This is a genomic window from Bathymodiolus azoricus thioautotrophic gill symbiont, from assembly GCF_001298715.1.
Lineage (GTDB): Bacteria > Pseudomonadota > Gammaproteobacteria > PS1 > Pseudothioglobaceae > Thiodubiliella.
The window spans coordinates 1-8350 of sequence record NZ_CDSC02000364.1 but is presented as its reverse complement, the minus strand read 5'-3'; the positions used below and the strand labels follow the sequence as shown (position 1 = coordinate 8350).

The 8350-nt window shown below is 39.7% G+C and carries 9 protein-coding genes and 1 tRNA gene; 2 read left to right on the top strand and 8 right to left on the bottom strand.

Going from position 1 to position 8350, the window contains the following annotated elements:
- Positions 1-14: 14 nt before the first annotated feature.
- From trmD to BAZSYMA_RS07120, 6 genes are all read right to left on the bottom strand, one after another.
- Positions 15-689 (bottom strand): tRNA (guanosine(37)-N1)-methyltransferase TrmD, encoded by a 675-nt coding sequence (gene trmD, locus BAZSYMA_RS07145; RefSeq protein ID WP_090717157.1) that lies wholly within the window; start codon positions 687-689, stop codon positions 15-17.
- A gap of 5 nt (positions 690-694) precedes the next feature.
- Positions 695-1831 carry a succinyl-diaminopimelate desuccinylase gene (gene dapE, locus BAZSYMA_RS07140; protein ID WP_090717155.1) on the bottom strand — a complete coding sequence of 379 codons (1137 nt, stop codon included), beginning with the start codon at positions 1829-1831 and terminating at the stop codon, positions 695-697.
- Complete coding sequence (ccmI, locus tag BAZSYMA_RS07135; protein WP_090717152.1) at positions 1828-3018, bottom strand: c-type cytochrome biogenesis protein CcmI; 1191 nt, start codon at positions 3016-3018, stop codon at positions 1828-1830. Before ccmI ends, dapE begins: the two co-directional genes overlap by 4 nt.
- Positions 3015-4925, bottom strand: coding sequence for a heme lyase CcmF/NrfE family subunit (locus tag BAZSYMA_RS07130; protein WP_090717148.1), 1911 nt, complete (start codon positions 4923-4925; stop codon positions 3015-3017). The genes ccmI and BAZSYMA_RS07130 overlap by 4 nt, the downstream gene beginning before the upstream one ends.
- Before the next feature lie 9 nt (positions 4926-4934).
- Positions 4935-5753: a phosphoserine phosphatase SerB gene (gene serB / locus BAZSYMA_RS07125; protein ID WP_090717146.1), complete on the bottom strand. Its 819-nt coding sequence runs from the start codon at positions 5751-5753 to the stop codon at positions 4935-4937.
- A 171-nt stretch (positions 5754-5924) separates the two neighbouring features.
- A tRNA-Leu gene (locus BAZSYMA_RS07120) sits at positions 5925-6009 on the bottom strand.
- Between the two features lie 80 nt (positions 6010-6089).
- Here BAZSYMA_RS07120 and BAZSYMA_RS07115 point away from each other — a divergent pair.
- Positions 6090-6296 carry a YgaP family membrane protein gene (locus tag BAZSYMA_RS07115; protein ID WP_090717144.1) on the top strand — a complete coding sequence of 69 codons (207 nt, stop codon included), beginning with the start codon at positions 6090-6092 and terminating at the stop codon, positions 6294-6296.
- Between the two features lie 8 nt (positions 6297-6304).
- Here the strand turns inward: BAZSYMA_RS07115 and cysG are convergent, their stop codons facing one another.
- Positions 6305-7690: a siroheme synthase CysG gene (gene cysG / locus BAZSYMA_RS07110; RefSeq protein WP_090717142.1), complete on the bottom strand. Its 1386-nt coding sequence runs from the start codon at positions 7688-7690 to the stop codon at positions 6305-6307.
- Between the two features lie 22 nt (positions 7691-7712).
- Between cysG and BAZSYMA_RS07105 the strand changes: the two genes are divergently transcribed.
- The gene (locus BAZSYMA_RS07105) at positions 7713-8117 is read left to right on the top strand and encodes a hypothetical protein (RefSeq protein WP_090717160.1); all 405 of its coding nucleotides are present in this window, start codon (positions 7713-7715) and stop codon (positions 8115-8117) included.
- A gap of 22 nt (positions 8118-8139) precedes the next feature.
- Here BAZSYMA_RS07105 and BAZSYMA_RS07100 read toward each other — a convergent pair.
- Positions 8140-8350, bottom strand: a 211-nt coding sequence (locus BAZSYMA_RS07100; protein ID WP_143243141.1) for a methylated-DNA--[protein]-cysteine S-methyltransferase, incomplete at its 5' end; no start/stop codon positions are given.

The following is an 8350-nucleotide window of genomic DNA, read 5'->3' as shown; positions in this document are numbered from 1 at the left end:
ACAAAAAATATTGACTATCTTTTTAGTAAATCAGGGCGTTTTTTATGGGTACTTTGCTCTGCTTGTTCTGTGCGCCAAGCATCAATCTTTGCCTGATGTCCACTCAATAGAACCTCAGGGACACTTTGCCCATCAATGGTTTCTGGACGCGTGTAGTGCGGATAATCTAACAAGCCATCAGCGAACGAATCATTCAAAGAATCTTGATTGCCCAATACCCCTGAAATTTGTCGGCTAACAGTATCAATTAACACCATCGCAGCTAATTCACCGCCACTAATGACATAATCGCCAATAGAGATTTCTTTATCAACATCGCTGTCAATAATACGCTCATCTACACCTTCATAACGCCCACATAATAAGGTGAGTGTTTCAAGTTTGGATAATTCAACAACCAATTTATTGTCTAATTTTTCCCCTTGTGGTGAGAGATAAACAACTGTTGTATTTGGATTTTCTTGTTTGATTTTACGAATGCAATCACGAATAGGCTTAACTTGCATCACCATACCCGCACCACCACCATAAGGCGCATCATCAATATTGCGGTGCTTGTTATCTGAAAAATCACGCAACTGCCAAGTGTTAACAGATAATAGCGATTTTTTGATCCCACGGGCAATCACACCCTCCTTTGTAATCGCGCAAAACATTTCAGGAAATAGCGTAATGATATCAAAGCGCATTATTTCTAAAGAAGAATATTTTTAAGGATTTGATAATAAATAATACTTAAATCCTCTAAATCTTGCACACTCACACACTCATCAACCTGATGAATAGTGGCATTTAACGGGCCAAGCTCCACCACTTGTGCCTCTAATATTGGCGCAATAAACCGCCCATCAGAAGTGCCACCTGAGGTGGAGAGTTTACTATCAAGCCCTTTAACAATTTTGATTGCTTCTACGCAAGCATTAACCAAATTACCTTTTGGTGTTAAAAACGGATAACCTGAATGCTCCCAATCAATTTTGTATTCAAAATTATACTGCGCTAAAATTGCCAAAACTCTTTGTTGTAAATCTTCATGAGTAGACTGCGTTGAATACCGGAAATTAAACACAACTTCCACCGTGCCAGGAATAACATTAGTCACACCCGTGCCTGAATTGATATTGGATATTTGAAAACTGGTCGCTGGAAAATAGTCATTGCCCTCGTCCCACAACTCATTACACAAAGCATCAAGTGCTGGCATTGCTAAATGGATTGGATTATTGGCCAAATGTGGATAAGCAATATGCCCTTGTTTGCCAATCAAAGTCAATCTGCCATTCAATGAACCACGACGACCATTTTTAATCACATCACCCAAATATTTACTTGATGATGGCTCGCCCACCAAACAATAATCTATCGTTTCTTTCTGTGCTTTTAAATACTCACACACTTTAACTGTGCCATGAGTAGCGGGCCCCTCTTCATCAGAAGTAATTAAAAAACCAATGCTGCCTTTATGCTTTGGAAAATCCACAACAAACTGCTCAGTTGCAGTTATCATTGCCGCTAGCGAACCTTTCATGTCTGCCGCACCACGACCATACAACATACCATCAATTACCACTGGTTTGAATGGGTCAGTTTTCCAATTATCACCCACTGGTACAACATCGGTATGCCCTGCAAACACAAACATAGGGGTGTCATTACTACCATCCCTACGCGTCGCCCAAAAATTATCCACCTCGCCAAATTTTAAGTTATCAACTTCAAAACCGATTTTTTTTAGCCTATCAATCATCAATATTTGACAACCTTTATCATTTGGGGTTAGCGAATTAATAGCAATTAAATCTCTGGCTAATTGCAGTGTGTTGCTTGTCACAACTTTAATTCTACTGTTGGATCATCTCTCACATCAATAACCTGACTAACTGCTTCAATATCGCCCACTTGTCGTATTGCCGAACCTGACTTACTGAGACGCACTACAGCAAGGACTTTTGAGGATTGAGATAATTTTCTAGTTGACATGACCGAGTTTTCATCGGTTAAAGTAACAACACCCGCAAAATCTTTTACCTTGATTTTCACAATGGCAATCGGCATCGGTCTGCCACGCATAGCTTTAACATAAATCATCAAATAATGATTTTGAAACTCTGCCTGATGCAAACGCTTAGATAATGTGATATTGAGTGTTACTTGATGTTGTTGTGCTGGCTGAATATCTTCATTTTGCGTTTGCGATAATTCGTTCAACATACGCTGTAAAATCACTCTTTCTGGTTGGTTTTCAGGTAATAATGATAGTGCCTTTTGCCAAAGTTTTTGTGTTAAATCAAACTGCTGCACACTGAGCGCTACCCAGCCTGCTAGATACAAGGCGTCTGATGAATTCGCATTAATTTCCAATGCCTCACGCACCAAAGTAGAAACACGACCTGTAAATTGATTGTTTTGAGAAGTTGCCAAAGTTGAAGCATACTCAACCAACATTTCAACATTTTTTGGCGCTAATTGATAAGAGCGTTCATACGCCTCTAAAGACTGACTAATCTCATCAGACTCAAACAATGCCAAGCCTAGTATTCTCCATGCCTTGGCATCATCAGGCTTTTCTTTTAAGCGCTTTTTGATGCTAACAATACTTTGTGCTAATGTTGGTGGTTTTTGTGCTTGCAAGGTTTGCATTGTTGCTACATTCTGCGCAGTAATTGATTGTGAGGTAAGTGAACGGTACACAAACAAAGAAGCCCCAAACAAAAACACCACAATCAGCGCAATCAGCCATATTGGAACACTTTGTTGAGTGCTGTCAATAGTATCACTTGTTTGCTTTATCTCAATACTTAAAGTTTGTACGATTTCATCTTTTGCTTGTTCAAATACTTGCTTATCAATCAAGTCACTTTGCAAGTCTTGTTCTAACTCTGCCTGCTTTTGTCTACCCAATACGATATTGGATTTTTCAAGATTAAGTGCACTGGTCTTTAACGGACGACACAAAAACCAAATCAGCCATAGCGCTGAAACCACCAACATAAGCGTAAACCACAGATATAAACTCATGACTTTGCCTTCACTTTAATGCAGTAGCGTCTGTCAAACGCTGCCAATAAGGCGCCAAATGCAATAAAGAGTCCGCCTAACCAAATCCATCTAATCAATGGCTTGTAATACAACCTTAAACTCCACACACCCTCACCTAAAGACTCACCTAAGGCAACATAGATATCTCGATAAAATGACGGGTCAATTGCTGCTTCTGTCATTGGCATACCTGTCACATATTGGCGTTTCTCAGGCTCCAAAGTCGCAATTTTACCCCCTTGATACGCCACTTCAATCACACCTTTATGCCCTGTGTAATTCTGCCCTTTAAAATCATCAACACCTTTAAAAGTAAAGCTATAGCCCTCAATTTCCACCGTTTCATTTGGACTCATCTTAATGTCTTTTTCCACGCCATATTGCGTGGTAACGGTTGCACCTAATAAAAAGACAGCAATACCAATATGTGCCAATAGCATACCCAAGAAAGCGCCATTGATATTGTTTTTTCTAATCAGTCTTTGTGCTAACAACAACAATGAATGCAATACAACCCAAACAAACAAAAACACGGCCAATACCACAGCAATATTATCTAGTGACAAATAGGTAATTAGCGTTATCGTAAAGGCAACAAACGCCGTATGTATAATGACATCAGTCACTCTGTCTACACTGTCTTTTTTCCAGCGTAAAAATGCACCAATTGCCATCACCAACACCGCTGGTATCATCACAATAACGAACATGAAATCAAAATAAGGTGCGCCAACTGAAATTTTACCTAAACCCAATGAAGCAAATAAAAGTGGGTACATTGTTCCTAAAAATACAACCAATGTTGCTGCTACCAATAAAATATTGTTAATCAACAAGACGCTCTCTCTGGATAACGGTGCAAATTGATTGCCACTACGCATTAAGCTGGCACGCCGTGCATATAAACCCAACGAACCGCCAACCACAATCATTAAAAATATCAAGATAAATAAACCACGCTCTGGGTCTACAGCAAATGAATGCACCGAAGTTAAAATACCTGAGCGCACCAAGAAAGTACCCAGCAAACTCAAAGAGAAACCTGAAATAGCGAGCAATACCGTCCAATGTTTAAACGCACCACGCTTTTCACTCACACTGAGTGAATGCACCAACGCAGTCGCTACTAACCACGGCATGAATGAAGCATTTTCTACTGGATCCCAAAACCACCAGCCACCCCAACCAAGCTCATAATAAGCCCACCAAGAGCCCAATACGATACCAAAAGTTAAAAATGCCCAAGCAACCAATGTCCACGGACGCGACCATCTTAGCCATGTAGAATCCAACTGCCCACGAATAAGCGATGACAAAACAAAAGCAAACGGTACTGCCATTCCCACATAACCCATATACAACATTGGCGGATGGATAATAAGTCCAAAATCTTGCAACAACGGATTAAGTTCACGCCCCTGTGTCGGCACAACATCCAAACGCTCAAATGGATTAGAGGTGAGTAGCAAAAACAACAAAAAACCAATACTAATCAGCCCTAATATAATTAGAATATGATTCAAAACTTGCGTTGGTAAGCGCTTAGAAAAAATAGATACTGCCACACTCCAAGCCGATAATATCAATGCCCATAACAACAAAGAACCTTCATGTGCACCCCAAACAGCAGACACCTTAAACATATCAGGCAACTGAGTATTAGAATTATTAGCAACATATTTGACGGAAAAATCATCCATCATAAAGGCATTCATCAGTAGCGCAAATGACACCGCAATCCAAAAGAACTGCATCCATAATAAAGGTCTGCTAAGTTGCATTAAAGCAACCGACCCGCGCAACATTCCCACACTTGGTAACACCACTTGCAAAACGGCTGCTATCAAAGATAGAATTAACGCAAAATGTCCAATTTCAGGCAACATAACTATAACTTAACCATCGAAAAAATCTATCATTATATCTAAACCGCCAAAGTCAATAACTATATTTGCTTGTTTAGCAACAATGGGTTTTGCGTGATAAGCAACAGATAACCCTGCAATTTTCATCATTTCTAAATCATTCGCACCATCACCTGCCACAATTGCCTGAGACAAAGATATCTGATATTGCCTGCACAACTGGGTAACAAACTCAGCCTTAGTCGTAGCATTAACAATATCACCATCCACCTTGCCTGTTAATTGATTATTCTTAATTGTCAATTCATTTGCATGGTCATGGTCTAAGCCGATATCTTGCGCTAATCGTTGGGTGAAATATTTAAAACCACCTGAGACAACTGCTGTTTTTATCCCCTGCGTTTTAAAAAATTGAATCAGTTCTCTACCACCAGAACTCACCCCCAAACGCTCAGTATAAACTTGATTCAACACCGACACATCCAAACCCTTAAGCAGAGCAGCCCGCTCAATCAAAGACGCATTAAAATCCAACTCCCCTTGCATCGCCCTCTTAGTAATCGCAGCCACTTGCGCTTTAAGATTGACAAAATCCGCAATCTCATCAATACACTCAATATTAATCAAAGTCGAATCCATATCACTGACAAACAACCCTGCCTTAGAAAAATCAAACGCAGGCAAGTAATTAATGTCCACGCCCAATGCCTCGCGTAGGGGTGCGATATTAATTTTCTTATCCATTGAAAAACGAAAATGCGTCGCTCGAGACTCAAACTCTACACCAACAGCATCCGCCATTTTATTGGCAATCACTAAATCTTGGGTATGTAGAATAATGGTGTTCATTAATAGAGATTTTACCCGAGCACACCCTAAAGAATTAATATAAATATAAATCGTGTCATCCAATATATGGGCAAAGGACTACAAAACAGATAAAAATCTAACACCGTAGAATAGTGAAAGACAAAAAAACCCAGTTACGGTTTATTCGTAACTGGGTTTTTTGTCAAAAAATGGTGCGGAAGGAGAGACTCGAACTCTCACGTCTTACGACACTGGAACCTAAATCCAGCGTGTCTACCAATTCCACCACTCCCGCTTGGAAAAGAGCATTATACCCAAATAGAGTTTTTTGTATATGTTAGAATGTGAAACTTTACAACTACGAAGGATAAGACAGTGACAATAAACAATACAGTATCAGCAATAGCAGGAATTTTTATTATGTGCTCACTATTACTTAGCGGCATCAGTTTTGATGAACCAAACTGGCTGTGGTTAACTTTCTTTGTTGGCTTTAACTTATTTCAATCCGCCTTTACTGGCTTTTGTCCAGCAGCTAAAATCTTTAAGGCAATGGGCATGAAAGATGTCAATTGTTGCTAAATAGTTCTTTAGCTTTCAGCATCAAACCAGTTTAATTTTTCTCTGAGTTTAACCACTTCGCCAACGATAATGAGTGTTGGCGCATGAATGGTTTCATTTGCCACTAAATCAGGAAGTTTTGCCAAGGTAGTGGTATGCACTTTATGCTCAGGCGTGGTGCCCTTTTCAACTAAGGCTACTGGCATATCGCCACGCATACCATGTGCTTGCAATTGCTCTGAAAGGTGTTTAGAACCTTTAAGTGCCATATAAAAAACGATGGTTTGTTGCTCAACTGCTAACTCATCCCAAGGCAAATTCATCGTACCATCCTTTAGATGCCCTGTAACAAAGCGACAAGATTGTGAATAATCACGATGCGTAAGTGGAATGCCTGAATAAGTGGAGCAACCAGAGGCGGCGGTAATACCTGGCACAACTTGAAATGGCACGCCATTCTCAGCCAAAGTTTCGATTTCTTCTCCGCCTCGCCCAAAAATAAATGGGTCACCACCTTTGAGACGACAAACGCGTCTGCCCTGCTTGGCTAAATCCACCAATAATTGATTAATACCATCTTGTGGGACGCTATGATTATCACGCTCTTTGCCGACATAAATAAGCTCTGCATCGCGTCTAACCAATTCCATAACTTCATCTGATACCAAACGGTCGTACAAAATCACATCGGCTTGTTGCATTAGTCGTAATGCTTTGAAAGTCAATAAATCTGGGTCACCTGGACCACCGCCAACCAAATAAACTTCGCCCATTTCACTATCAGTGCTCTTATCAAGTTGCGTTTGTAAATCTAGCTCTGCTTCATCGGTCTTGCCTGAGAAAACTTTTTCTGCAACCACGCCTGAAAAGGCTTTTTCCCAAAAATAACGCCTATCTTCGATATTGTTAAATTTGGCTTTTACTTGTGCTCTAAAACTACCTGCCAGTTCTGCCAATTTACCATAAGCGTTTGGAATGGTGCTTTCTAATTTTGCACGAATCAGTCGCGCCAATACGGGTGCTTTTCCTGCTGATGAAATAGCAATCACAATTGGACTTCTATCCACAATAGATGGCATAATAAAAGTACACAAATCAGGAGAGTCCACCACATTCACAGGAATGTTCGCGTTTTTTGCTAAATCTGATACTTGTGCATTTAGCGCCCTATCATTAGTGGCAGAAACAATAAGTACTTGCGACTTAATATCACTTGGCTCAAAGGCTTTTTCAATAACTGTGATTGTGTTGTTTTTTGCTAACTGAGTGACACCATTGCAACACGCTTGCGCAACACAGCTCACTTGTGCATTTGCTTTTAATAATAGGTTAATCTTACGATAGGCAATATCACCACCGCCCACAACCAAACAGGGCTTTTGCGTAATATTAATAAAAATTGGTAAATAATTCATGGAGTGTTATTATAATGTAGTTATGACAAATAAACATCACACCTGTCCTTTCTCGCATCTAATTTTAAGTGGTCGTTGCGGCTGTGAGTTTTCTGCAAAAGACTGCGTGGCTGAAAAAGAATTTGGCACTTGTTTGAATGAAGATGCTTCAAATAACTGTCAATCTCTGTACCGTCATCTAAGAGACAATAGCGATTTTGTCTTAAAATCTCATCATCAATCCAATTTATCAGTTGGGCAGCAATCAAAAATTAAAATGGGTGGTTTGCTTGCCTTGCAAGAAATTATTAGCCACTCATTTGTTGATACAATTGATAATATTACGATATTGGTTGATGCAGTTAAGAAGGAAGTTGGTGATTTTGAAAAAATCCCATTCTCTCAATTAATGCCAAAGATTGCTAAATTCAAGTTTAGAAAACGCTAAATTAATGACGCAAAACCCAAATCTATAAAATACTTTGCTCTAATTTTAATAAGCGTTTCTTAATGGGTAATCCTCCACCATAACCAACCAAATTCCCATCGTTTCCAATGATACGATGACAAGGAATGATTAAAGCAATGGCATTTGCACCATTTGCACTGGCAACTGCTCGAACAGATTTTTCATTCCCGATATCTTTTGCCAATTGCAAATATGTTGATGTCTCGCCATAA

Coding starts and splice junctions, on each gene's coding strand:
- trmD (WP_090717157.1), bottom strand. CDS start 689: ATGCGCTTTGATATCATTACGCTATTTCCTGAAATGTTTTGCGCGATT.
- ccmI (WP_090717152.1), bottom strand. CDS start 3,018: ATGAGTTTATATCTGTGGTTTACGCTTATGTTGGTGGTTTCAGCGCTA.
- BAZSYMA_RS07130 (WP_090717148.1), bottom strand. CDS start 4,925: ATGTTGCCTGAAATTGGACATTTTGCGTTAATTCTATCTTTGATAGCA.
- serB (WP_090717146.1), bottom strand. CDS start 5,753: ATGAACACCATTATTCTACATACCCAAGATTTAGTGATTGCCAATAAA.
- cysG (WP_090717142.1), bottom strand. CDS start 7,690: ATGAATTATTTACCAATTTTTATTAATATTACGCAAAAGCCCTGTTTG.
- BAZSYMA_RS07105 (WP_090717160.1), top strand. CDS start 7,713: ATGACAAATAAACATCACACCTGTCCTTTCTCGCATCTAATTTTAAGT.